Below are 24562 nucleotides of genomic sequence, written 5' to 3' on the forward strand. Positions count from 1 at the left end.
GTAGCATCCCCCGCCCGTTCGCGCGCCCGCATGGCCAACGCGATACCCGTAGAAAGAAGAGCCCCGATGCCACAGCCCATTCCCCTCAAGGACCACGAAAAGGAAAAGCACCTGGTCAACCGCCGGCTTCTGGCCTGCGCCGCCCTGGTGTTCAGCCTGTGTGCCGTTCTGGTGGGCCGGCTGTACGTATTGCAGGTGCTGCAGCACGACCAGCAGACCGCCGTGTCGGAAAACAACCGCGTGCACGTACTGCCCATCGCCCCCGAACGCGGGCTGATCTACGACCGCAACGGCGTAGTACTGGCTGACAACAAACCCAGCTTCGACCTGACCATGACCCGCGAGCGGGCCGGTGGCGATTCGGCCAAGGTGCTCGATGCCCTGACCCAGGTACTGGGCCTGACCGAGGACGACCGCAAGCAGTTTGACAAGGACCTGCGCCGGGGCCGCAAACCGTTCGAGCCCGTAACCTTGATGGTGGGGCTGAGCGAAGAGCAGATCGCCCTGGTGGCCGTGAACCAGTTCCGCCTGCCAGGCCTGGAGGTTGAGCCGCGGTTCATCCGCGAGTACCCGCTGGCCGAACATTTCGCCCATTCGGTAGGCTATGTGGGGCGTATCAACGAGAAAGAGGCCAAGGTCCTCGACAGTACCGAGTACCGAGGCACCCAATCGATCGGCAAGACCGGCATTGAACACTTCTACGAAAGCCAGCTGCACGGCCACGTGGGCTACGAAGAGGTCGAGACCAACGCCCAGGGCCGGGTGATGCGCGTGCTCAACCACAAGGACCCGACCCCGGGCCAGGACATCGTCCTGACCCTGGACGCCCACCTGCAGATAGCCGCAGAAAAAGCGCTGGGCGACCGCCGCGGCTCGGTGGTGGTGCTGGACCCGGCCAATGGCGATGTACTGGCGATGGTCAGCAACCCCAGCTTCGACCCCAACCTGTTCGTCAAAGGCATCAGCTTCAAGCAGTACGCCGAACTGCGCGATTCCATCGACCGGCCGCTGTTCAACCGCGTGCTGCGCGGCCTGTATGCCCCAGGCTCGACGGTGAAGCCGGAGGTAGCCATCGCAGGCCTCGACAGCGGCGTGATCACCCCGGGCAGCCGGGTATTCGACCCGGGCTACTACGAGCTGCCCAACTACGACCACAAGTACCGCAACTGGAACCGCAGCGGCGACGGCTGGGTGGACATGTACACCGCCATCATGCGCTCCAACGACACCTACTTCTACGACCTGGCGCACAAGCTGGGCATCGACCGCCTGCACGACTACATGGCCGAATTCGGCCTGGGCCAGAAGGTGTCACTGGACATGTTCGAGGAAGCCTCCGGGCTGATGCCGTCGGCCGAGTGGAAGCGCGCCACGCGCCGCCAGGCATGGTTCCCGGGCGAAACGCTGATCCTGGGCATTGGCCAGGGCTACATGCAGGTCACCCCGCTGCAACTGGCCCAGGCCACCAGCCTGCTGGCGAGCAAAGGGGTGTGGCACCGCCCGCACCTGGCGATGACCGTGGGCGGCGATGCGCCAGTCGACCCTAACCCGATGCCCAACATCGTGCTGCACGACAAACATGCCTGGGACCAGGTCAGCCAGGGCATGCAGATGGTCATGCACGACCCGCGCGGCATCGCCCGTGCGGCGGCAGCGGGGGCGCAATACCGGATTGCCGGCAAGAGTGGTACCGCGCAGGTGGTGGCGATCAAGCAAGGTGAGCGCTACAACCGCAACAAGACCCTGGAGCGACACCGTGACAACGCCCTGTTTGTCGGCTTTGCACCGGCCGACCACCCGAGTGTGGTGGTGGCGGTGATGATCGAGAACGGTGAGGCTGGGGGCCGGGTGGCAGGGCCGGTGGTGCGGGAGGTGATGGATGCTTATCTGCTGGATGAGCAGGGGCATCTGAAGCCTGAGTATGCGGGAGGAGTGACGGCTCACAGCGCGCCACACATTTAAGCATTTTCGGGTGCCTCGCCAGGGCGAAAATCAGGCAAGGGCTTACCGGCCTCTTCGCGGGCTTGCCCGCTCCCACAGGTACTGCACAGATCCCAGGCTTGTGCGATTCCTGTGGGAGCGGGCGTGCCCGCGAAGAGGCCGGCGATACAAACGTTCAACCCCAGGACAGACGCTCTTGTCATTGTGAGTGAATCATTCGCCCAGGTAGGCCTTCTTCACCTGGTCGTCATGCAGCAAGGTCTTGGCGCAGCCTTCCAGGCTGATGCGCCCACCATCAATCACGTAGGCGCGCTGGCAGGTCTGCAATGCCAGCCGGGCGTTCTGCTCCACCAGCAGCAACGTCACCCCACCCTTGACCACCTCGACGATGGTTTCGAAAATCTTCTGCACGATGATCGGCGCCAACCCCATGGACGGCTCGTCCAGCAACAGCAGCTTGGGCCGCCCCATCAATGCCCGGGAAATCGCCAACATCTGCTGCTCGCCACCCGACATGGTGCCGGCCAGCTGGAAGGCGCGCTCCTTCAGGCGCGGGAAGATGCCGTACATGCGCTCGATGTCGGCAGCGATGGCGTCCTTGCCGTCGCGCCGGCTGAAGGCGCCCATTTCGAGGTTTTCGTGCACCGTCAGCTTGGGAAAGATCCCTCGCCCCTCCGGCACCAGCGCCAGCCCTTCGCGGATCAGGTCGTGGCCCTTGATCGCCGCGTGCGCCTTGCCATCGAAGGTGATGCTGCCGGCACTCGGTTTCAGTAGCCCGGCCAGGGTTTTCAAGGTGGTGGTCTTGCCCGCGCCGTTGGCGCCGATCAGCGCCACCATCTCACCCTCGCCCACCCTCAGGTCGATGCCCTTGATGGCCTGGATGGCGCCATAACTGACCTTCAGGTCGCTCACTTGCAGAATGTTCTTCATGCCACTGCCTCTGCACCCAGATAAGCCTCGATCACGCGTGGATCCTTGCGCACGTCGGCCGGCAAGCCGTCGGCGATCTTGCGACCGAATTCAAGTACGGTGATGTGGTCGCACAGGCCCATCACCAGTTTCACGTCGTGCTCGATCAACAACACGGTTTTGCCATCCGCCTGCATCTTGCACATCAGTTGGCGCAGGCCTTCGGTTTCCGAGGCATTCATGCCTGCAGCCGGTTCGTCGAGTGCAATCAGCTTGGGTTCGGTGGCCAGCGCCCGGGCGATTTCCAGGCGACGCTGGTCGCCGTAGGACAGGCTCTTGGCCAACTCGCCGGCCAGGTGGCCGATGCCCACGTAATTCAGCCAGTAACGGGCGGCCTGGCGGATTTCGCGTTCTTCACGCACGCATGCCGGGGTACGCAGGATGGCGCCGAACACACCGCTGCGGGTGCGCACATGGCGGCCAATCATCACGTTTTCCAGGGCGGTCATGTTGTGGAACAGGCGGATGTTCTGGAAGGTGCGGGAAATACCCGCCTCCACCACCTTGTGCGGCTTGCTGATGCGCAGCGGCTTGCCGTCGAACATCACACGTCCCTGCTCGGCCCGGTACAGGCCGGTAAGCACGTTGAACAGGGTGGTCTTGCCAGCACCGTTAGGGCCCAACAGCCCGCGAATCTCGCCACGGCGAATGCTCAGGTCGATGCCGTGCAGGGCCTGCAGGCCACCAAAGAATTTACTGACCTGATGCAGTTCGAGAAGGATATCGCTCATGCCTTGTCCGCCTCTTTGATCGGGAGTTCGAAGGGTGCCTGTTGAGGTACTGCAACGACCGGCGCGGGCTCTGCTTGCGCTTCACCCTCGTGCAGCTCGGCACGGCGGCGGTCGGATGGCCACAGCCCTTCGGGCCGGAAACGCATGACCAGGATCAGCGCCAGGCCGAACACCAGCATGCGCAGGGTCGAGGCATCCAGCACGTTGCGCAGGATGTCGCGGCTGATGAAGGTAACGTTGTCCATCACCCATGGCTGGATCCAGTTGACCAGGTCGCGGAACAGCTCGGGCATCACTGACAGGATCAGCGCCCCCAGCACCACGCCACGGATCGAGCCCATGCCGCCGAGCACTACCATGGCCAGCACCATGATCGACTCCATCAGGGTGAACGATTCGGGGCTGACAAAGCCCTGATAGCTGGAGAACAGCACGCCAGACACCCCGCCAAAGGTCGCGCCCATGGCGAACGCCAGCAACTTGAGGTTGCGCTTGTTCAGGCCCATGGCCTCGGCGGCCACTTCGTCTTCACGCAGGGCCATCCAGGCACGGCCGATGCGCGACACCTCCAGGCGCTTGGACAGCACGATGCAGAGGATGACGATGAACAGGAAGAACAGGTAGTAGCTGATCACCGGCGAAACCTGCAGGCCGAACAAGCTCCAGCTTTGCTGCAACGACAGCACGGGTGCCGCACCTGCATCCGGTGCATGGGCCCATGGCCCGAAATCGACGTGCAGCGGGGCAATGTTGCTGATGCCCTGGGGGCCGTTGGTGAGGTTCACCGGCTGGTCCAGGTTGTTCATGAAAATGCGGATGATCTCGCCGAAACCCAGGGTGACGATGGCCAGGTAATCGCCGCGCAACTTGAGCACCGGCGCCCCGATCAACACACCGCAAATGGCTGCGGCCACGGCTGCCAGCGGGATGATCACCCACACCGGCCAGTCCAGCACTACCTCGATCAGGCCGGCCATTTGCAAGTGCGGCGAGGCCAGCAGCGCGTACAGGTAGGCACCAATGGCGTAGAAGCCGATGTAGCCCATGTCGAGCAGCCCGGCGTAACCGATGACGATGTTCAGGCCCAACGCCAGCAGCACGTAGAGCATGGCAAAGCCAAGGATGCGCACCCAGGTGGGGCCGAGCATGGGGATGGCCTCGATCAGGAACGGCAAGGCGATGAAGCCGAGGATCAACAGCAGGTACTGGGTCTTGAGGTTTTTCATGACCGCCTCCTCACGCCCGGTCGGCCTGGCGTTCGCCAAGCAGGCCGTTTGGCCGGAACAGCAACACCAGAATCAGCACCGCGAAGGCGAAAATGTCCTGGTAGTTGGCGCCCAGGAAACCGCCGGTGATCTGGCCGGTGTAGCCCGCTGCCAGCGACTCGATCAGCCCCAGCAACAGGCCGCCGGCCATGGCGCCGAACAGGTTGCCGATACCGCCCAGCACCGCCGCCGAGAACGCCTTCAGGCCCAGCAGCAAGCCCATGTAGGCATCGGCCTGGCCGTAGTTGATCGCACGCATTACCCCGGCGATGGCACCCAGGCTGGCGCCGATCAGGAAGGTGGCGCTGATCACGCGGTTGATGTTGATGCCCATCAACCCGGCCACTTCCTGGTTTTGCGCGGTAGCTCGCATGGCCTTGCCCAGGCGGGTTTTGTCCACCAGCAGCCACAGGCCAAGCATGATCACCACGGCAATCAGCATGATCGACAGCTGCACGTTGGTGATGGTGGCGCCGAATACGTCGACCGGCTGCGTCTCGACCACTTCAGGGAAGGTCTTGTAGCCGCGCCCCCAGATCATCATCGCCAGGTTCTGCAGGGCGATGGAGATGCCAATGGCGAGAATCAGCGGGGTTAACCGCGGGGCTTTGCGCAAGGGCCGATAAGCGTACTTTTCCATGCCCTGGGCCAGCAGCATGCACACCACCACGGCGGCCATGATCGCCAGGAGCAAGGTAATGAGCCCGGGGGCAAAGCCTGCGCCAGCGAGCATTGTCAGTACCGAAATGGTCACCATGGCGCCAACCATCACCACCTCGCCGTGGGCGAAGTTGATCAGGCCGATGATGCCATAGACCATGGTGTAGCCCAGGGCTACCAGGGCATAGATGCTGCCCAGCACCAGGCCGTTGAGGACCTGCTGCAACAAGATATCGAAATTACCGTCCACGCGCTGAATCCTCGAAACTGCGTTGTCGTCGGCGCGCGGCGGCTCAGCGCCACACGCCAACAGGCCTGGCAGGTGGGAAAAGTCTTCTTGTTATGTCGCAGGCCGGCGCCTGCTTGTTATGAGGTGCTGCTTAGTCGCGCTCGACCGACAGGGTTTTCCAGCCGCCGTCAGCGAACTGGAACACGGTGGCCGCCGGGTTCTTCAGGTTGCCCTGGTCGTCGAAGGCGATGGTGCCGGTGACGCCTTCGTAGCTCTGGTTCTTGAGCACAGGCAAGTACACTTTGGGGTCGTCGGAACCGGCCTTGACCATGGCGTTGATTGCCGCCCAGGTGGCGTCATAGGCGGCGGGCGACGACTGCACCACGCCGACGCCGAACTTGTCCTTGAGCTTCTGCTCGAAAGCCGCGCCCTTGGGCATGTCCTGCAGTGGCGTGCCGTAGTTCCAGGCGTAGGTGCCTTCGGCGGCGCTGCCAGCCATCTGCCTGAACGAATCGTTGGGCAGGTTGCCGATGTTCATGAAGCGCGCCTTCAGGCCCAGGTTCTTCATCTGCTTGGCCATCGGGGCGGCCTGGTAATCGAGGGCGGCAAAGAACACTGCATCGGCCTTTTGCGCCTTGGCCGTGGTGAGGATGGCATTGAAGTCGGTCGACTTGTCATTGGTGTACTCGCGCACCACCACGTTGCCACCCGCCGCCTTGACCGCCTTGGTCACCTCATCGGCCAGGCCTTGGCCATACGCGGTGCGGTCATCGAAGATGGCAATGCGCTGGGCCTTGAGCTGGCTGACCAAGTAATTGCCGGCGTAACGGCCAAGGGTGGCGTCGTCGTTGACGGTGCGAAATACCGAGGGGATACCCTGGCGGGTCAAGGTGGGGTTGGTGGCCGAAGGCGAGATTTGCGGAATGCCGGCGGCGGCGTAAATTTTCGAAGCGGGAATACTGGTGCCAGAGTTGTAGTGACCAATCACCACCGCCACTTTCGAGTCCACCAGCCGCTGCGCCACCGCAGTGCCTGTGCGCGGGTCGGCGACATCGTCTTCGGAAACCAGCTTGAACCGGGCCACCTTGTCACCGATTTTCAGCTGCTGCTGGTTGGCCTCTTCGACTGCAATCTGGATGCCATGCTCGACGTCCTGTCCCTGGTGCGCCGAAGGCCCGGTCAGGGGGCCGGCGAAGCCGATCCTGACGATTTCACTGTCTGCTGCGTGTGCCGTCCCCATGGCCATCAGCAATGTTACCGCGGTCGCGAGGGCTGTACGCCCTCCCTTGTTGTTATTCATGCTCAGCTCCCAGTAGTGATTGGACGAACCTCGACATCGCTTACCGCATGCGAATTGGCCGGAACGCCATCGCACTTGTAAGATAACAGTCAGCAGGCAACTGTCAATGGGTGTATGCTACGGGAGAAGGTAAAATAATCTTTCCGGCCACAAGCGATGCACGCAATCAAAAAGCAGGGCGTGAGCCTGACTAGTAAGATGTTTGATAACATATGCCGACAACATCACCGCTGGTTGGCTACGGATCCCGCCGCAAGGGGCATCAGGGCTGCGCGCAACCTGCCGGAGAATCAACCGTGATGAGCCAATCAGTTTCAGGAGCAACCCTTCTATGAATGCGTCGTTAGGCACGCGCCGCGCCAACCTGGCGGAAACCGTGATTCAGGAGCTTTCCAGCCGGATCGACAACGGCACCTACGGCCCGGGCGACAAACTGCCGTCCGAACAGGAGCTGTGCAAAGAATTCAACGTCAGCCGCCCGGTCATCCGCGAGGCGGTGGCCTCGCTGCGCCTTGGCGGACGCCTGATCGCTCGTCAGGGTGTGGGCGTATTCGTGGTCGAGCAGGATGTAAAGCGCATCGGCTTCGCCATCGACAGCGTTGTCGATGATGTACGCGCTGCAGCGCAGATCCTTGAACTGCGCCTGGGCATCGAGACCGAATCGGTCGCCCGCGCCGCCGAGCGCCGCAGCCCTGCGAGCATGGCGGCGATCACCGAGGCGTTCGACCGCTTCAACTCGCTGGACGGCGCCACGCAAGAGGAAGAAGCCAAGGCCGACTTCGAGTTCCACCTGGCGATTGCCCGCGCCACCAGCAACCCGCACTTCACCCAACTGCTGGAGGCGCTGGGGCCGGACATCATCCTCGACCTGAACCTCAAGCACGGGCAAGTCACCGGCAAGAACCGCCAGGCGCATATCAAGAAAATCGCCCGTGAACACGGGGCAATCCTGTCGGCAATCAGCATGGGCGACGTGGCCAGTGCGCGCACGGCGCTGCGCAAACACCTGGAAGAGAGCCTGTCGCGGTATCAGCGCTTGCTCGACAGCAAGGCCTGATCGCTGCCCTGCGCTGGCCTCTTCGCGGTTGAACCCGCGAAGCAGGCGACGCAGTTCATGAACAACGCATCAGGTGCGCAGCTGGTACCAGGTGGTCTTGAGCTGCGAATACTTGTTGAACGAATGCAGCGACAAGTCGCGGCCAAACCCCGACTGCTTGCCCCCGCCGAACGGCACCGTCACATCCAGCGCATCTACCGTGTTCACCGACACAGTGCCGGCCTTCAACGCCCGCGCCACCCGGTGCACCTGATTGAAGTCATCGCTCCACACCGAGGCAGCCAGGCCATACATGCTGTCGTTGGCCAGGCGCACCGCCTCTTCTTCCGTATCGAAGGCGCTGACCGCCAGCACCGGCCCGAACACTTCCTCCCGCGCCAGGCGCATGCGCCCCTCGACACCGGCAAAAATGGTCGGCTCGATGTAGTTGTCCGAGCCTTCGACAGTCAAGCGCCGACCGCCACACACCAACCTGGCGCCCTCTTGCCCGGCGCGGGTAATGGCGGCCTCGATGCGGCCGGTCTGCTCGGCATCGACAATGGCACCGGCGCGGCTTGCCGGGTCCAGCGGGTTACCCGGCATCCACTGGCGTGCCTTGGCCTGCAGGCGCTCGACGAATTCGTCATGAATCGAGCGCTGCACATACAGCCGCGAGTTGGCCGAGCATACCTCGCCCTGGTTGAAGAAAATGCCGAAGGCGGCCTTTTCCGCCGCCAGGTCCAGGTCCTGGCAGTTATCGAACACCAGGTTGGGGCTTTTGCCACCACATTCCAGCCACACTTGCTTGAGGTTGGATTGCGCCGAGTACTGCATGAAGTACTTGCCCACCTGGGTAGAGCCGGTGAACACCAGGCAGTCTACGTCCGGGTGCAGGCCCAGCGCCTGTCCGGCCTGCTCACCCAGGCCCGGTACCACGTTCAACACACCTTCCGGCAAGCCCGCTTCCAGGGCCAGCTGGGCCAGACGCAGGGCTGAGAACGGGGATTGCTCGGCGGGCTTGAGTACCACGCTGTTGCCAGCCGCGAGCGCCGGGGCCAGCTTCCAGGCGGCCATGTCGAGCGGGAAGTTCCAGGGCACCACGGCGGCGACCACACCGAGCGCTTCCCGGGTGATGGTGGCAAGCGCGTTGGGCGCAGTGGGTGCCACCTGGTCGTAGAGTTTGTCCAGCGCCTCGCCGTACCAGGCGAACACATGGGCCGAGCCCGGCACATCGATGTTGTAGGCATCCATGACGGGCTTGCCCATGTTCAGCGAGTCCAGCAAGGCCAGTTCTTCGCGATGGGCCATGATCAGCTCGGCCAGGCGCAGCAGTACCTTCTTGCGCTCGCCGGGGGCCATGCGTGGCCACGGACCTTGCTCGAAGGCCCAGCGGGCGCTGGCCACTGCAAGGTCGACTTCAGCCTGGCCGCAGGCAGTGACCTGGGCCAGTACGGCGTTGGTGGCGGGGTTGATGGCGGCGAAGGTGGCGCCATCCTGTGCGTTGACGGCTTTGCCGCTGATAAGTGCCTGCGACGGGAGGTACAGGTCCGAGGCGCGTTGTTGCCAGAATTCGAGGGTGTACATTTGTACTCCTTAAACCTTTGGAGCGGTGTTTTGGTGAAAGGCTGCACGTTTCCTGTGGGAGCGGGCGAGCCCGCGAACACCGGCGAAGCCGGTGCCATGCACCGCGGCGCCTGATTCGCGGGCTCGCCCGCTCCCACAGAGAAATGTGTCGGGCTTGCGAGCGGGTTAGAGTTTGCCGACCAACCGTGCCGTGCGGTCCACGGCAATCCGCGTCTTCTCCACCAGCTCATCCAGCTCGCTGTGGTTGGCGATCAAGGCAGGGGCCATGATCATCCGGCCCAGGGTCGAGCGAATGATCACCCCTTCCTCGAAACCGAACGTACGGCACTGCCAGGCCAGGTCGTTCTCGTTGGCAAAACGCTTGCGCGTTGGCTTGTGCTCGGCAAACTGCAACGCCGCCACCAGTCCGGCACCCTGCACCTGGCCGATCAACGGGTGGTCGGCGAACACCTCGCGCAGGATGCGTTGCAGGTAGGGCCCGGTGTCGTCCTTCACCTGGCGCACGATGCCTTCGTCGCGCAGCGCCTTCAGGTTGGCAATGGCCACCGCCGCCGCCACCGGGTGGCCGGAATAGGTCAGGCCATGGGCAAACACCCCGCCGCGCTCTACCAACGCCTCGGCAATGCGCTTGCTCAGCACCAGGCCGCCCATGGGCACGTAGCCACTGGTCAGGCCCTTGGCGATCGACAGGGTGTCGGGCTCGAAGCCGAAGTATTCGTGGGCAAACCACTCGCCAGTGCGGCCAAAGCCCCCAATCACCTCATCGGCGCACAGCAGCACGTCGTACTGGCGGCAAATGCGCTGAATTTCCGGCCAGTAGCTTTCCGGCGGGAAGATCATGCCGCCCGCGCCCTGGAACGGCTCGGCAATAAAGCCGGCAACGTTCTCGGCGCCAAGCTCGAGGATTTTTTCCTCCAGCTGCAAGGCGCAACGGCGGCCAAACTCGGCCGGGGTCAGCTCGCCACCCTCTGCGTACCAGTACGGCTCATCGATGTGCGCAACATCCGGAATCAACCCGCCCATTTCGTGCATGAACTTCATGCCGCCCAGTGCCGTGGCCGCCAGGGTCGAACCGTGGTAGCCGTTCCAGCGGCCGATCATGATTTTCTTGCTTGGCTGACCCACCACCTGCCAGTAGCGGCGCACGGTGCGGATCAGCACCTCGTTGGCCTCGGAACCGGAGTTGGTGTAGATCGCGTGGCTGTAGTGCCCCGGCAGCAGGCTGAACAGCAACTCGGACAGCTCGATCACCGCCGGGTGGGTGGTGTGGAAGAACATGTTGTAGTAGGCCAGCTGGTCCATCTGCGTGGCAGCGGCGGCCGTCAGGTCGCGGCGGCCATAACCAAGCTGGGTGCACCACAGGCCAGACATGCCATCCAGGTAGCGCTTGCCCTCGCTGTCCCACAGGTGCAGGCGTTCGCCACCCACGATCACCCGCGGCCCTTCGGCGTTCAGCGCCTTCTGGTCGAGGAAGGCATGGATATGGTGTGCGGCGTCGGCTGCCTGGTAGTCACGGGTCTGGCGTTGCGGGGCGAAAGGCGCGTTCATTGTTGGTTTTCCTTTGCGGTGGGGTTGCAGGGCAGCCGTCGCTCAGCGCAGCTTGCCCATGTAGCTTTCAAGCGGGTCCTTGCCCAGCACGCCCTGGGCATTGGCCAGCGCGTCGATGAACAGGGAAAACAGCTCGGACTGGGTACCGATGTCGAGCTTGGCGTAGACGTTCTTGCGGTGCGATTTGATGGTGTCTTCCGAAACACCCAGGCGCTCGGCCAGCGACCTGGTCGAATGGCCACGCAGGATCAGCTGGGCGATGCGGCATTCACGCTCGGTCAGCAACGAGCTGCCGAAGTTGTTCAGCGCAGCGTGGATGCGTTGTTCGAGGATGTTTTCGAAACGCCCGGCGCGGCTGTCCAGCCCGGCGAAGTGCTTGCCGAGTACCGCCAGCACCCAGGGCGTGACGCGCCCGAACAGCTCGCGGGTCTGTGTATCGAGCTTGTCGGTAAACGCCAGCGACACCGCCAGGCTTTGCCCGGGCGCCACCTGCAGGATGTAGTTGAGCTCATCTTCCAGGTGCGAGTGGCGGTAGAACGACTGGTAGTACTCGCTGACCTCGAAGTGGTCGGGGGCCACCTCGAACAGGCCATAGCAACCGGACGCGACCTGCTCCACGCAAGCACCGTAAAACGGGTCGAGCAGGTAGAAGCCCGACAGGTAGCGGCTGACATTGCCCTCGGGCTGCCAGGGCGCCTTGTCGTCCTGCTCGAACAGCGCGCAAGGCATGCCGTCGTGCGGGTAGAGGTACACCGTGGTCGCCTGGATCGGCCGGATCACGCCAAGCGCAGCAAACAGGTTGGCGGCGAAGCCCGGGCGGCCGATGGCCTCGGTGACCTTGGCCAGGTGCTCGAACCACTGTTCTGAAAGCAATTGATTAGTCACTGTGGGCCTGCCGTTTCTATTCAGTGGCACCGCCGCCAGTGCGGTGCGTTGTTGACCAGATACTCCCACGCCGCTTCAGGTACCGAAATCACCCGTTGGGGTGAGTCGGCCAAGGGTCGCACCCCTCACCCCAAAGGGTGATTCCGGGCACCCACAGGGTGTGGGAGCATCAAACCGCCCCAGCGCTGCGAGCCTTGCGCTCGACCTCCTTGCACACCACCCACCGGTAGCGAGCCTGCTCGCGTACTGCGGTGCCCTGCATCCCTTTCCAGGAGTTAGCAATGCATACAACAACAAGTACAGCCCATTCGCCTGCTTCGCATGCACCGTCACACCCCGGCGCCAGCACCGGCCGCTTCCGCAAATCCATGGGCATGACCGCCCTGGTGCTGTTCGGCCTGGCCTACATGGTGCCCCTGGCCGTCTTCACCACCTACGGGCTGGTCACCCAGATGACCAAAGGGCACCTGCCCACCGCCTACCTGCTCACCCTCGCCGCCATGCTGCTCACCGCCTACAGCTACGGCCGCATGGTCCAGGCCCACCCCTACTCCGGCTCGGTCTACACCTACACGCGCAAAGCCTTCGGCAGCCACATCGGTTTCATCACCGGCTGGACGCTGCTGCTCGACTACATCTTCCTGCCGCTGCTCAGCTACCTGCTGATCGGCATCTACATGTCGGAATACTTTCCGGCGATCCACGCCTGGGTGTGGGTGGCAGGCTCCATTGCCCTGGTCACCTTCCTCAACCTGATCGGCATCGAGTCGATCACCCGCGTCAACTGGATCCTGGTGGTGGCGCAGCTGGTGTTCATCATCGTCTTCGTCGCCCTGTCCGTGCTCAAGCTCAACGGACAGGCGGAGCCGGTGTCGCTGCTGGCCCCCTTCCATCACGAAGGCTTCAACGTGCCGCTGATCATGACGGGCGCCGCCGTGCTGTGCCTGTCGTTTCTCGGTTTTGACGCGGTGTCGACCATGGCTGAGGAAACCAGCAACCCGACGTACCGCATTCCCGTGGCGATCCTGGCCGTGTCGCTGATCGGCGGCTTGCTGTTCCTGGTGGTGTCGTACTGCGCACAAATGGTGTTCCCCGACTGGGGCAGCTTTGCCGACCCGGACTCGGCCTCGGTGGATGTAATGCGCCGGGTGGGCGGCGAATGGCTGGTTACCGCGTTTACCGCCACCTACGTGGCCGGCTGCTTCGCCTCGGCCATGGTGTCCCAGGCCAGCGTGTCACGCGTGCTGTTCGCCATGGGCCGCGACGGCGCATTGCCGCGCGCGTTCGGCCAGCTGGTGACGAAAAAGCGCGTACCGGCGACAGCCATCCTGGTGGTCAGCCTGCTCTCCCTCATCGCCCTGGTCATCACCCTCGACACCGTGGCCAACATGATCAGCTTTGGCGCCCTGTTCGCCTTTTCGGCGGTAAACCTGGCGGTGGTCAAGCACTACCTGGTCGATCAGAAGCTACGCGGTGGCCGCAACTGCCTGCTGTACGGCGCCATTCCCGGCCTGGGCTTCCTTAGCACCCTGTGGCTGTGGAGCAGCCTGACCAGCCTGTCGTTCACCATCGGCCTGTGCTGGATGGGCATGGGGTTGGTGGTGCTGATGGGGCTGACCAAGGCGTTCCGGGTGAAGCTGCCGGAGTTGCAGATGGCCGAGTGACGCTGAGCACCGGGTGATAACCGCTCGTTATCACCCGATCCGCATTAATCATTATTCAGCCTCCCGTTCGCCGCCTACAGTCCCAGCGCAACGACTGCCATTGCCAACGGGAACCGAAATGTCCATCGAACATCGCCTGAACCACATCGCCGGCCAACTCAGCGGCAACGGGGACGTGCTGCTGAACAGCGTCGACGCCCACAGCGGCGAGCCGCTGCCGTACGCCTTCCACCAGGCAACCGGCGACGAAGTCGAGGCTGCCGTGCAGGCTGCCGAGGTTGCCTACCCGGCCTACCGCAGTACCCGCCCGGCACAGCGCGCCGCCTTCCTCGACGCCATCGCCAACGAACTGGACGCCCTGGGCGACGACTTCATCCAGCATGTCACCCGCGAAACCGCACTGCCCGAAGCCCGCATCCGTGGCGAACGCAGCCGCACCAGCAACCAGTTGCGCCTGTTTGCCGAGGTGGTACGCCGTGGCGACTTCTACGCCGCACGCATCGACCGTGCCCTGCCCCAGCGTACCCCGCTGCCACGCCCGGACCTGCGCCAGTACCGCATCGGCGTGGGCCCGGTGGCCGTGTTCGGCGCCAGCAACTTCCCACTGGCCTTCTCCACGGCAGGGGGTGACACCGCCTCGGCGCTGGCAGCGGGCTGCCCCGTCGTGTTCAAGGCGCACAGCGGGCACATGCTCACTGCCGCTCATGTCGCCGCAGCCATCGACCGCGCCGTGGCCAGCAGCGGCATGCCGGCAGGGGTGTTCAACATGATCTACGGTGCCGGCGTGGGCGAAGCGCTGGTCAAGCACCCGGCCATTCAGGCAGTGGGTTTCACCGGCTCGCTGCGGGGTGGCCGCGCCCTGTGCGACATGGCTGCCGCGCGCCCGCAGCCAATCCCGGTGTTCGCCGAAATGAGCAGCATCAACCCGGTCATCGTGCTGCCCCAGGCGCTGCTGGCCCGTGGCGAGCAAGTGGCTGCAGAGCTGGCCGCCTCGGTGGTGCTGGGTTGCGGGCAGTTCTGTACCAACCCGGGCCTGGTCATCGGTATTCGGTCGCCGCAGTTCGAGCACTTCGTGCACACGCTGGCGGCGCACATGGCCGACCAGGGTCCACAGACCATGCTCAATGCCGGAACCCTGCGCAGCTATCAGAACGGTGTGCAGCACCTGCTGGCACACCCAGGCATCCAGCATCTGGCCGGGCAGCCGCAAACCGGTAACCAGGCCCGGCCACAGCTGTTCAAGGCCGACGTAAGCCTGCTGCTGAACGGCGACCCACTGCTACAGGAAGAAGTGTTCGGCCCGACCACCGTCGTAGTGGAAGTGGCCGATGCCCAGCAACTGGCCGAGGCGTTGCGCCACTTGCAAGGCCAGCTGACTGCCACCCTGATCGCCGAGCCTGACGACCTGCACGCCTTTGCCGGGCTGGTACCACTGCTGGAACGCAAGGCCGGGCGCCTGCTGTTAAACGGCTACCCGACTGGTGTTGAAGTGAGCGACGCCATGGTGCATGGCGGGCCTTACCCGGCCACGTCTGATGCCCGAGGCACCTCGGTCGGCACCCTGGCCATCGACCGCTTCCTGCGCCCGGTGTGCTTCCAGAACTACCCGGAGGCACTGCTGCCGGATGCGCTGAAAAGCGCCAACCCGCTGGGGATTGCGCGGTTGGTGGATGGCTTGAGTAGCCGCGAGGCGGTGTGATCTTGCATTGATGTAGCCCTTGTTGGCCTCTTCGCAGGTTTACCCGAGAAGAGGCCAACAAGGGCGTCGCGAAGCCTGTATACAATCCACAAAAACCTTGCTTACAATGCCCTGCGCCTATGACATCGGCAATCGCCGATGCGTATTGCGACAGACTTTAGCCATGTCATCTACCAATGCTGCAAAAACGCTACTCGTCAAAAACGCTGCACTCCTGGTCACCATGGACGGCGAACGCCGCGAAATCAAACACGGCGGCCTGTTCATCGAAGGCAACCTGATCAAGCAGGTCGGCCCCAGCGATACCCTGCCACAACAGGCCGATGTCATCCTGGACATGGCCGGCAAAGTAGTCATCCCGGGCCTGGTCAACACCCACCACCACATGTACCAGAGCCTCACCCGCGTGGTGCCTGCTGCCCAGGACGGTGAGCTGTTCAACTGGCTGACCAACCTGTACCCGATCTGGGCACGCCTGACCCCCGAAATGATCGCGGTGTCGACCCAGACCGCGATGGCCGAACTGATCCTGTCCGGCTGCACCACCTCCAGCGACCACCTGTACATCTACCCCAACGGCTGCAAGCTCGACGACAGCATCCATGCCGCCGCCGAGATCGGCATGCGCTTCCACGCCGCGCGCGGCAGCATGAGCGTGGGCCAGAGCCAGGGCGGCCTGCCGCCTGACGCGGTGGTGGAGAAGGAGGCCGACATCCTCAAGGAGTCCCAGCGCCTGATCGAGGACTACCACGATGCCAGCCATGGCGCGATGCGCCGTATCGTGGTGGCGCCCTGCTCGCCCTTCTCGGTCAGCCGCGACCTGATGCGCGAAGCCGCCGTGCTGGCGCGGCAGTACGGGGTGTCGCTACACACCCACCTGGCCGAAAACGTCAACGATATCGCCTACAGCCGCGAGAAATTCGGCATGACCCCCGCCGAATACGCCGAAGACCTCGGCTGGGTCGGTCACGATGTCTGGCATGCACACTGTGTGCAGCTCGACCAGCACGGCATCGAGCTGTTCGCCCGCACCGGCACCGGGGTCGCCCACTGCCCTTGCTCGAACATGCGCCTGGCCTCGGGCATAGCCCCGGTGCGCAAGATGCGCGACCACGGCGTGCCGGTGGGCCTGGGGGTCGATGGTTCGGCGTCCAACGATGGCGCCAGCATGATCGGTGAAGTACGCCAGGCCCTGCTGCTGCAACGGGTAGGCTTCGGCCCCGACGCCATGACCGCACGAGAAGCACTGGAAATCGCCACCCTGGGCGGTGCCAAGGTGCTCAACCGCAATGACATCGGCGCCCTGGCGCCCGGCATGGTCGCCGACTTCGTCGCCTTCGACCTGGGCCACGTGGCCTATGCCGGCGGCCATCACGACCCGCTGGCGGCACTGGTGTTCTGCACCCCGACCCTGGTGCACACCAGCGTGATCAACGGCCGTGTGGTGGTCGAGGACGGCCAGTTGACCACCGTCGACCTGCCCCGCGTGCTGGAGCGCCACAACCAGCTGGCGCACCAACTGGTCAGCGGTGCGTGATGCACCACGCGCTACCCGTCACGCCTGCTGGCGGGTAGCGCACACCACGATTTCCCGAATGCACACCGATTGCGGCTGGCCGTAGGCAAAGCCGATGGTCTCGGCAATGGTCTCGGCCGTGAGTACCCCGCCCATTTCCTGCTTCCAGTCGTTGTAGCCGGCCTTGATGGCATCATCGGTCGTGTGGCTGAGCAGCTCGGTATCGACCGCGCCTGGCTCGATGGTGATCACCCGCACGTTGCTGGGCGCCAGTTCTTCACGCAGGTTTTCCGAAAGGCCAGTGACGGCGAACTTGGTACCGACATAGGCGACATGGTTGGGGAATGCCTTGCGCCCGGCCACGGAGCTGACGTTGATGATGGTGCCGTGCTTGCGTTCGACCATACCGCTGGCCACGGCATGGATGCCGTTGAGCAGCCCACGCACGTTGACGTCGAGCATGCGGTCCCACTGCTCCGGGTCCTGGGTGGTGATGTTGCCCAACAGCATCACCCCCGCATTGTTGATGATCGCGTCTACCGGGCCAAAGCGCGTTTCGGCTTCGGCGACGGCGGCCAGCACCGCAGTGCGGTCGGTGATATCAACCGACAGTGCCAGCGTGTTTGGCAGCTGCAGTTGCTGCATCGGCGCCAAGCGACGCGAAAGCAGCAACAAGGCGTGGCCACGGCTGGACAGTAGCCTGGCGGTGGCCAGGCCGATGCCAGAGCTGGCGCCGGTAATGACTACCAAGGGTTTATGGGTGTTGGTCATGGTCACCATCCTGTTATCCGATTTGCCTATGGGTAAGAAGTAGAGCGAGTATAGAAGCCAGTTTTTCATGCGAAAAATGGGAAATTCCTTTCGCAGCCATCGGCATCACTTATGGGTACCCTATGGACTATCGCCAGCTTCGTGCCTTCATCGCCGTGTTCGAAGAGCGCAACATCACCGCCGCCGCGCGCTCGATTCACCTTAGCCAACCGGCGCTTTCCGGCAGCATCAAGGCACTGGAAGAAGCGCTGGGCACCACGCTGTTCGTTCGCCAGGCCCGTGGCGTGGCGGTAACCGAGGATGCCCGGGCGCTGTACCCCGAGGCGCAGCGCATGGTCGCCGATGCCAACCGCCTGCTTGGTCGCTTCAAAGGGGATCGTGAACGCGCGCCGTTGCAGATCGGTGTCGAGCAGGATGTGAGCGCGGCGGTGCTGGGCAAGGTGGTGCTGGCAGCGGCAGCCCTCCAGCCTCCGGTGCGCCTGCAACTGGTGACCGGCTGCATGGGCGCAGTGCGGCTCGCCAGCGAGGAACTGCGTTGTGAGGATGAACTGTTTCTGCCGCTGCACAGCGACCGGTTCGTCCTGGCGACCGCACCGCAGGCCCCCGCCGAGGCCCAGTGGATCACCTGCCCTGCACAGCCCAGCCATCAGCGCCTGCAACCGTTCTACAGCGGCACGCCTGTGGCAGAAGCCGATAGCTTTGCCCTGGCCCTGGAGCTGGTCGCCGCAGGCCTGGGTACCGCGATCGTGCCGGAGTCGCTGGCGGCCGAGCACCGTGGCGTACGCAGCGAGCCTATGCCACAACTGGACCTGCGCCGACGCATCGGCCTGTGCTACTCGGCCCAGGCGCTGGCGCTCGAGGGTGTCATCCAGCTGCGTGATGCCTTGTAGCCGTACCCTTCAACGATCAGGTGCGCAGCACGTGCTCCCCGGCATTGCTCGGCAAGTGGATGGCATCCACCAACGCGAAGCAGGCGATCAATGCAACGCCGATCAACGCCCAGTGAAAGTCGCTGACTGACATCTCACTCTCGCCGCCCCGCACCATCATCGCTACGCGTAGCAGCAGCGCCACCACCGCCACACCCAAGGCCATCGCCAGCTGGAAGCACATGCTGAACAACGTCGAAGCCTCGCCCATCTGCTGCTTGGGCACTTCGGCAAAGCCGACAGCGTTGTAGGTGGTGAATTGCATCGAGCGCGAAAGCCCACCCACGAACAGCACCGCCGCCATCCAGTACCACGGCATGCCTGGCTGCAAGCCCAGGCAAGCCAGAATGCATCCAACGCCAATCACGCCATTGACCAGCAACACCCGGCGAAAGCCATAACGGCGCAGCAAGCGGGTGGTGAACGGCTTCATCGCCAGGTTGCCCGCGAAGATCGCCAGCACCAGCAGCCCGGCATCCACGGGCGACAGGCCAAAACCGATCTGCAACAGCAGAGGGATCAAAAACGGCAAGGCACTGATCGACAGGCGGAACAAGGTACCGCCCACGATGCTGACCCTGAACGTGGGGATAGCCAGGGTTTCCAGTGGCAACAACGGTGCAGGATGGCGCTTGCAGTGACGGATCGCCAACCCGGTCAGCCCCCCACCCAGCAACACCAGCGCCAGCCCGGCCCCCAGGCTGCCCCCCGCCAGTGAACCAAGCATTTCCAGGCCGACCAGCCACGCCGCACAAGCCGACGCCAGAAACACGAAGCCCAGCATGTCAAAACGGCGCGTTTCATCTGAACGGGCATTCGGAACCAGTAACCAGGCCGCCACGATAGCCAGCAACCCGAGGGGGATGTTCAGGTAGAAGATCCAGGGCCACGACCAATGGGTGACGATCAGGCCACCGAGCGGTGGCCCCAGTACTGGCGCCACCAACCCGGGCCAGGTGATCACCGCAAGCATTTTCACCAGGTCTTTCTTTTCGGTGGTACGCAGCACCACCAACCGGCCTACCGGCACCATCAAGGCACCGCCAATACCCTGTAATATCCGCGCGGCGATGAAGGTTTCCAGGTTGGGGGCCATGCCACACAGCAACGACGCCACGGTAAACAGGCCGATGGCCCCGGCGAACACCTGTCGCGGGCCGAAGCGGTCGGCCACCCAGCCGCTCAGCGGAATGAACACCGCCACCGCCAGCAGGTAGGCACTGATGCCGATGTTCAGGCTGACCGCATTTTCGCCGAAATCACTGGCCATCTGCGGCAGCGCCGTGGCAATGACGGTGGCGTCGAGGTTTTCCATGAAGAAGGTGATGGCGACCAGCAAGGCGATGCAGGTGGCTTGGCGGGAGGTATAGGGAGCTGCCGGATTGGCCAAGATACAGGTCCTTCTGGTTGGCAATGAATCATGGGGCCTTGGGCACCCCTATGGGAACGGGCATGCCCGCTCCCGCACAAGTAGGTGCCAAGGCTTAGCGCATGCGCATGGCTGCACGTAACGCCAGCAGGTAAGTCTCGACACCAAACCCGCAGATCTGCCCACGCACCACCTCGGCAAACACCGAATGGTGCCGAAACGGCTCCCTAGCATGGATGTTCGACATATGCACTTCAACCACCGGCACCTCAAGAATGGCCAGTGCATCACGAATACCGTAGCTGTAATGCGTCCACGCCCCGGCATTGATCAGCACTGCATCCATCCGGTCGTCAAAGGCCCGGTGGATACGCTCGCACAGGGCACCTTCGAAGTTGCTCTGGAAGCTTTCGACCCTTGCCCCCAGCTCCGCGCCCAGCGCCTCCAAGGCCTGGTCGATGTCGGCCAGGGTTGCCGTGCCATACTGGCGCGGGTCGCGCTTGCCAAACATGTTGTGGTTGATACCGTGCAGCATCAGGACATTGGCGACCATGGCTTACTCCAGCGCAATCGTCAGGCGGTCGATCACGGCACGGGTTTCAGGCCGTACGCCTCGCCACCAGGCAAACGCCTCTGCGGCCTGCTCGACCAGCATGCCCACGCCATCCGCCAGGCGTGCCACACCGGCCTCGCGCGCCAGGCGCAGAAACGGCGTGAGGCCTTTGCCGTAGGCCAGTTCATACGCCAGTCGCGCTTCGCCCAACACCCCGCCAGGCAGCGGCGGCAGTTCACCGACAAGGCTGGCGGAAGTGGCGTTGACCACAATGTCGAAGGTTTGCCCTTCCAGCGCTTCGTAACGGCTGATACGCAGCCTTGGGTGATCCAGTTCGTTACGCAGTGCCAAGGCCTTGGTCATGTCGCGGTTTGCAATCACCAGCTCGCTGGGCTCCGCGTGCAAGAACGGCAACAGCGCGCCGCGCACTGCACCACCGGCGCCAAGCATCAGCACGCGGCGGTTGCGCAGCGGCTCACCGAGGTTGGCTTCGATATCGCGCAGCAAGCCGATGCCGTCGAAGTTTTCAGCTGTGATATGGCCATCCTCGAACTTCAGCGCATTGGCGGCCCGGGCCAACTGCGCGCGCTCGCTGCGCCGGTCGGCCAGCTCGAAGGCACGCAGTTTGAACGGCGCGGTGATGTTCATGCCCAGCCCACCGTCAGTGCGAAACTGCAACACCTGGGCCTCAAAACCGTCCAGCGAGCCTTCAATAGCCCCGTATTCCAGGTGCTGGCCGCTGGCCTGAGCGAACAGGCCATGAATCAGCGGTGACTTGGTGTGGTTGATCGGTCGGCCGATCACTGCGTAGCGGTCGCTCATCGTGTATCTCCGTGGGTAAACAGCACACCGTCTGCCTGCATGGCGGTGATTTCTTCAGGGCTGAAGCCAAGCGCTGCGGCCACTTCGGCGTTGTGCTGGCCGAGGTCCGGGGCTACCTGATGGATCGTGGTGTCACAGCCGGAAAACCGGAACGGCAGATTGGGCAGGCGCAGGGTGCCGTAGCGAGGGTGCAGCTGTTCGATGACCATGTTGCGCGCCTGGATTTGCGGGTCGGCCAACACCTCATCGATACGCTGTACCTTGGCACTGGGAATGTCGACGGTGTCGAGCAAGGCAAGGATCTCCGCCACCGAGCGCGCACCCGCCCAGTCACGCACCACCGCCAGAATCGCCTCGCGGTGGGCATTGCGGCCATTCAGGTCGTGGTAGCGGTTATCGCTGCCAAAACCTGCCGGGCCGCCGTTGGCTTCGAGCATGGCGGCGAAGCGCCGCCAGGCATCATCGACCTGGGCTGCAATCACCAGATCGCCATCAGCGGCGCGGAACACGCCGTACAAGGTAGACGTGGGCATGTCGTGGCCGGTCTGCTCGGGCAGCACGGTGCCATCGGACAGCGAGTAGCACTGCACGGCGTACTCGTGCATCGACACCAAGGTGTCGTACAGCGCCATGTCAATGTGCTGGCCGCGCCCACTGCTCACCCGCCCCAACAGTGCCGCGTTGATCGCTGCTACGGCGTGAATACCGGTGTACATGTCGCCCAGCGAAATGCGCAGCAATGGCGGCGCCTCACCCGGCATGCCGACCATCTGCATGATCCCGCTCTTGGCCTCGGCGATCAGCCCGAAACCGGCGCGGTGGGCATCCGGCCCGGTGTGGCCATAGGCGGAGATCGAGCAGTACACCAGGCGCGGGTTACGCACCGACAGCTCGGCATAGCCCAGCCCCAGCTTGTCCAGCGCGCCGGGGCGGTAGTTTTCAATGAATACGTCGGCCGAGTCGGCCAGGCGCTGCATGAAGGCTTTTCCGCGTGGGTCCTTCATGTTCACGCTGACGCCCTGCTTGCCCATGTTCATTTGCAGGAAATAGCCGCTCTGCTGATCGTCCAGGGTAAATGCGTGCTGGCGGCCAGCATCGCCGCTGCCCGGCCGCTCGACCTTGATCACTTCAGCGCCCAGCGCCGCCAGGCAGCGCCCCACATAGGGCCCGGCAAGGAAGTGGCTGTAATCGATGACGCGGATACCCGCCAATGGCAATGCCTGGCTCATGCCTGCCCCCTCCGTGGCACCATCAGCCGGTGCTCGCCGCGCTGCACGACCTGGCCATGCTGGTTGACCAGCTCTGACGGCAGCACCACGATGCCCCAGCCTGGCCGGCTGTTGCTCGGTCGCATCGCCCCCACCCGCATGCGTACGTGCAACACATCGTTGACCTTGATCGGCAACACGAAGTCCCAGGTCCAGCCCAGCGACATGCCCGGCAAGAAGCGGTACTCGCACTGGGTCTTCAGGCCATCGGCGATCGACAGCCCGAACAGGCCGTGCGCAACCAGGCAGCCGAAGTGGCTGGCGTTGGCGTAGGCCTCGTCGACGTGCACCGGGGTGTGATCACCCGTGAGATCGGCGTAGGCCAGGATGCGCTCACGGGTTACGGTATAGGTGGGGCTGATGCACTCATCGCCTTCGCGGGCATCATCCCAGTATCGTTCCACCACGCTCATGCCTGCACCTGCGCACGCGGGTCGATGGCCAGTGCCTGGGCAACACACTTCGCCGGCAACGCCTGAATGAACTCCACCGCCAGACCATCCGGCAAGCGCAGCCAGTTACGGCCCTGGGGCATTTCGCTGACGCCATAGCGTTGGGCGGCTGCCAGTACGCTCTCCAGGTCTTCGCACATGATGCCCAGGTGTGCCATGCGCCCCTCAGGGCCGGCAAAGTCGGGCTGGTGAATGAACTGCAGGCCACCCAGCGTCCAGTACTGCGCCGGTTGCTCGACGCTGCCCTGCACCTCACGCATGGTCATGCCACACACTTCGCTGAAAAAACGGATATGCCACTGGATGTCCTGCACCCAGAACGCCACGTGTTCAAGGTAGGCTTTTGGCTGGCTCATGGGTTGTCCCTTTTCTGATGATCGGCCATCGCGCGTTCGATGCCCTTGATACAGGCCACCAACGTGGCGTTGACCGGTGTGGCGACGCCGTGGCGCTGGCCCCAGCGCACGACAGAGCCGTTGATGAAGTCGATTTCGGTGAACGAGCCTTTTTCCAGGCTTTGCAGCATCGAGGTGCGGAAGCTTGATGGCAGGCCCTCGGCGGCCAAGGCCCACGCTGCGTCGGGGCTGGTCAGGCTCAGGCTTATACCGGCACGCTCGGCCACTGCAATCGCCTCGGCCACCGCCGCTTTGGCAGTGCTGGCCAGCAGCGGCTCGCTGTACAACTGGCCGTAGCTGAGCATGGTGATACCGCTGAGTGCGCCCGTGGCGACATTGACCAGCAGCTTGTCCCACATGGTACCGAGGATGTTGTCACTGACCGTGGTGGCCAGCCCGGCAGCGTTGAAGGCCTCGGCGATGGCCTGTACACGCGCTGAAAGCTGCCCGTCGAGTTCACCGATGTAAGTGTGTTTGCCCGCCACACCAGCGCGAATCGAACCGGGGGCAAGCAGCACGCCGCCCACATAGGTCTTACCCGCCAGCACCCGTTCCCGTCCGGCCACCTCGGCCAGAATGTCCTCGTGCCCCAAGCCGTTCTGCAGCGACAGCACCAGCGTCTGCGGCCCCAGCAGCGCGGTGGCCCCGGCCATCGCTTCGGCGGTGTGGAATGACTTCACCAGCACCACGACCAAGTCGGCCACACCCACGTCGTTGGCGTCAGTGGTGGCGTTGACGCGCACTTGGCGCTCACCGCGCTCATCCTGCACCTGCAACCCTCGCAGGTTCATCGCTTCGACATGCTCGCGACCACGGTTGAGCAGCCAGGTTTCATGCCCGGCCTCGCTCAGCGCCGCACCAATGGCGCAGCCCAAGGCGCCGGCACCCAGAATGCAGACTTTCAAATCGCAGACCTCCTGTGGTTTGCGATTACCTTATGCAGCGGGCCTTATTCGCGCGATACAATGACCGCAAT

22 protein-coding genes are annotated in these 24562 nt (G+C 63.8%); 6 read left to right on the forward strand and 16 right to left on the reverse strand.

Translation table 11 applies throughout. The annotated features are described in order from the left end of the window. The first annotated feature begins 66 nt into the window (after nucleotides 1–66). A complete protein-coding gene (gene mrdA, locus N436_RS12420; RefSeq protein ID WP_110741156.1) occupies nucleotides 67–1962 on the forward strand; it encodes a penicillin-binding protein 2 in 1896 nt (631 codons plus the stop codon). Nucleotides 1963–2154: 192 nt separating this feature from the next. Here mrdA and N436_RS12430 read toward each other — a convergent pair whose 3' ends face one another. From N436_RS12430 to N436_RS12450, 5 genes are all read right to left on the reverse strand, one after another. Continuing rightward, nucleotides 2155–2871, reverse strand: coding sequence for an ABC transporter ATP-binding protein (locus N436_RS12430; RefSeq protein WP_060497150.1), 717 nt, complete (start codon nucleotides 2869–2871; stop codon nucleotides 2155–2157). Beyond that, entirely contained in the window at nucleotides 2868–3641 is a 774-nt protein-coding gene (locus tag N436_RS12435) for an ABC transporter ATP-binding protein (RefSeq protein ID WP_105948506.1), read from the reverse strand. The genes N436_RS12430 and N436_RS12435 overlap by 4 nt, the downstream gene beginning before the upstream one ends. Beyond that, nucleotides 3638–4867 carry an ABC transporter ATP-binding protein gene (locus N436_RS12440; protein ID WP_105948505.1) on the reverse strand — a complete coding sequence of 410 codons (1230 nt, stop codon included), beginning with the start codon at nucleotides 4865–4867 and terminating at the stop codon, nucleotides 3638–3640. The genes N436_RS12435 and N436_RS12440 overlap by 4 nt, the downstream gene beginning before the upstream one ends. A gap of 10 nt (nucleotides 4868–4877) precedes the next feature. Further along, nucleotides 4878–5816 (reverse strand): branched-chain amino acid ABC transporter permease, encoded by a 939-nt coding sequence (locus N436_RS12445; protein WP_105948504.1) that lies wholly within the window; start codon nucleotides 5814–5816, stop codon nucleotides 4878–4880. A 130-nt stretch (nucleotides 5817–5946) separates the two neighbouring features. Continuing rightward, a complete protein-coding gene (locus N436_RS12450; protein WP_256589809.1) occupies nucleotides 5947–7095 on the reverse strand; it encodes a branched-chain amino acid ABC transporter substrate-binding protein in 1149 nt (382 codons plus the stop codon). Nucleotides 7096–7426: 331 nt separating this feature from the next. Between N436_RS12450 and N436_RS12455 the strand changes: the two genes are divergently transcribed. Next, nucleotides 7427–8152 (forward strand): FadR/GntR family transcriptional regulator, encoded by a 726-nt coding sequence (locus N436_RS12455; protein ID WP_016714594.1) that lies wholly within the window; start codon nucleotides 7427–7429, stop codon nucleotides 8150–8152. Nucleotides 8153–8221: 69 nt separating this feature from the next. On the opposite strand, the gene N436_RS12460 is transcribed toward N436_RS12455, so the two are convergent. The 3 genes from N436_RS12460 to N436_RS12470 form a co-directional block, all read right to left on the reverse strand. Then, complete coding sequence (locus N436_RS12460; RefSeq protein WP_105948502.1) at nucleotides 8222–9715, reverse strand: aldehyde dehydrogenase; 1494 nt, start codon at nucleotides 9713–9715, stop codon at nucleotides 8222–8224. 165 nt (nucleotides 9716–9880) lie between these two features. Continuing rightward, nucleotides 9881–11263, reverse strand: coding sequence for an aspartate aminotransferase family protein (locus N436_RS12465; RefSeq protein WP_105948501.1), 1383 nt, complete (start codon nucleotides 11261–11263; stop codon nucleotides 9881–9883). A 42-nt stretch (nucleotides 11264–11305) separates the two neighbouring features. Beyond that, complete coding sequence (locus N436_RS12470; RefSeq protein ID WP_110741158.1) at nucleotides 11306–12148, reverse strand: helix-turn-helix transcriptional regulator; 843 nt, start codon at nucleotides 12146–12148, stop codon at nucleotides 11306–11308. A 281-nt stretch (nucleotides 12149–12429) separates the two neighbouring features. On the opposite strand from N436_RS12470, the gene N436_RS12475 reads away from it, so the two are divergent. From N436_RS12475 to N436_RS12485, 3 genes are all read left to right on the forward strand, one after another. Further along, the gene (locus N436_RS12475) at nucleotides 12430–13812 is read left to right on the forward strand and encodes an APC family permease (RefSeq protein ID WP_110741159.1); all 1383 of its coding nucleotides are present in this window, start codon (nucleotides 12430–12432) and stop codon (nucleotides 13810–13812) included. 118 nt (nucleotides 13813–13930) lie between these two features. Next, nucleotides 13931–15511 (forward strand): aldehyde dehydrogenase (NADP(+)), encoded by a 1581-nt coding sequence (locus N436_RS12480; protein WP_110741160.1) that lies wholly within the window; start codon nucleotides 13931–13933, stop codon nucleotides 15509–15511. A gap of 163 nt (nucleotides 15512–15674) precedes the next feature. Continuing rightward, a complete protein-coding gene (locus tag N436_RS12485; protein WP_110741161.1) occupies nucleotides 15675–17048 on the forward strand; it encodes an 8-oxoguanine deaminase in 1374 nt (457 codons plus the stop codon). A gap of 18 nt (nucleotides 17049–17066) precedes the next feature. On the opposite strand, the gene N436_RS12490 is transcribed toward N436_RS12485, so the two are convergent. After that, nucleotides 17067–17798, reverse strand: a complete 732-nt coding sequence (locus tag N436_RS12490; RefSeq protein ID WP_110741162.1) for an SDR family oxidoreductase — start codon at nucleotides 17796–17798, stop codon at nucleotides 17067–17069. A 122-nt stretch (nucleotides 17799–17920) separates the two neighbouring features. On the opposite strand from N436_RS12490, the gene N436_RS12495 reads away from it, so the two are divergent. Next, a complete protein-coding gene (locus N436_RS12495) occupies nucleotides 17921–18688 on the forward strand; it encodes a LysR family transcriptional regulator (RefSeq protein ID WP_110741163.1) in 768 nt (255 codons plus the stop codon). A gap of 16 nt (nucleotides 18689–18704) precedes the next feature. Here the strand turns inward: N436_RS12495 and N436_RS12500 are convergent, their stop codons facing one another. The 7 genes from N436_RS12500 to N436_RS12530 form a co-directional block, all read right to left on the reverse strand. Next, nucleotides 18705–20117, reverse strand: coding sequence for a DHA2 family efflux MFS transporter permease subunit (locus N436_RS12500; protein WP_110741164.1), 1413 nt, complete (start codon nucleotides 20115–20117; stop codon nucleotides 18705–18707). 94 nt (nucleotides 20118–20211) lie between these two features. Continuing rightward, nucleotides 20212–20649, reverse strand: coding sequence for a type II 3-dehydroquinate dehydratase (aroQ, locus tag N436_RS12505; RefSeq protein ID WP_110741165.1), 438 nt, complete (start codon nucleotides 20647–20649; stop codon nucleotides 20212–20214). Between the two features lie 3 nt (nucleotides 20650–20652). After that, complete coding sequence (gene aroE / locus N436_RS12510) at nucleotides 20653–21471, reverse strand: shikimate dehydrogenase (protein WP_105948492.1); 819 nt, start codon at nucleotides 21469–21471, stop codon at nucleotides 20653–20655. Next, nucleotides 21468–22700, reverse strand: coding sequence for a CaiB/BaiF CoA-transferase family protein (locus N436_RS12515; RefSeq protein WP_110741166.1), 1233 nt, complete (start codon nucleotides 22698–22700; stop codon nucleotides 21468–21470). Before N436_RS12515 ends, aroE begins: the two co-directional genes overlap by 4 nt. After that, a complete protein-coding gene (locus N436_RS12520) occupies nucleotides 22697–23152 on the reverse strand; it encodes a MaoC family dehydratase (RefSeq protein WP_060497170.1) in 456 nt (151 codons plus the stop codon). Before N436_RS12520 ends, N436_RS12515 begins: the two co-directional genes overlap by 4 nt. After that, the gene (locus N436_RS12525; protein WP_016714609.1) at nucleotides 23149–23547 is read right to left on the reverse strand and encodes a VOC family protein; all 399 of its coding nucleotides are present in this window, start codon (nucleotides 23545–23547) and stop codon (nucleotides 23149–23151) included. The genes N436_RS12520 and N436_RS12525 overlap by 4 nt, the downstream gene beginning before the upstream one ends. Further along, nucleotides 23544–24491, reverse strand: coding sequence for a ketopantoate reductase family protein (locus tag N436_RS12530; RefSeq protein WP_110741167.1), 948 nt, complete (start codon nucleotides 24489–24491; stop codon nucleotides 23544–23546). Before N436_RS12530 ends, N436_RS12525 begins: the two co-directional genes overlap by 4 nt. Nucleotides 24492–24562 lie beyond the last annotated feature (71 nt).

Origin of the sequence: Pseudomonas sp. RV120224-01b (assembly GCF_003208145.1) — a bacterium.
Classification (GTDB): domain Bacteria; phylum Pseudomonadota; class Gammaproteobacteria; order Pseudomonadales; family Pseudomonadaceae; genus Aquipseudomonas; species Aquipseudomonas monteilii.